This is a genomic window from Rhodococcus yananensis (assembly GCF_020515525.1).
Classification (GTDB): Bacteria; Actinomycetota; Actinomycetes; order Mycobacteriales; family Mycobacteriaceae; genus Rhodococcus; species Rhodococcus yananensis.
The window spans coordinates 1-511 of sequence record NZ_JAIYEP010000177.1 but is presented as its reverse complement, the minus strand read 5'-3'; the positions used below and the strand labels follow the sequence as shown (position 1 = coordinate 511).

Below are 511 nucleotides of genomic sequence, written 5' to 3'. Positions count from 1 at the left end.
AAACCGTCCGCAGCAATGTGATGCACCACGAACACCAGAACATGCTCGACCTCGGACACCCGCAACAACCGCACCCGGATCGGCACCTCGACCGCCACATCGAAACCGGCAGACGCGACAGCGGTCACCGCGAACACGACCTCGTCCTCGCTCACCGCCATCGGGGTGAGGTCGAGTCCCGCCTCCGAGACGGAGAGAACCAGCTGGTGGCCGACGCCGTCGACCTCCGGATACACCGTCCGCAACACCTCGTGCCGGCCCACGACGTCGCGCAACGCGGCACCGAGAGCGGCAGGATCGAGCGCGCCACGCAGTCGCAGGGCTATCGGCACGTTGTTGACGCCCGATTCGGGATCGAACCTGTTGAGGAACCACATCCGCTGCTGCGCCAACGACAACGGCACCCGCTCCGGCCGAGGCTGCGCCACCAACGCCACCCGACCACCATCACCGGCACGCGACTCGAGCCGCGCCGCCAACCCCACCACCGACGACACCTCGAACAACACCC

1 protein-coding gene is annotated in these 511 nt (G+C 67.5%); it reads right to left on the bottom strand.

Annotated elements, in window-relative coordinates; all coding sequences use genetic code 11:
- Positions 1 to 511 (bottom strand): condensation domain-containing protein (locus LDQ05_RS19660; RefSeq protein ID WP_226438629.1); only part of this gene is annotated, 511 nt, incomplete at both ends.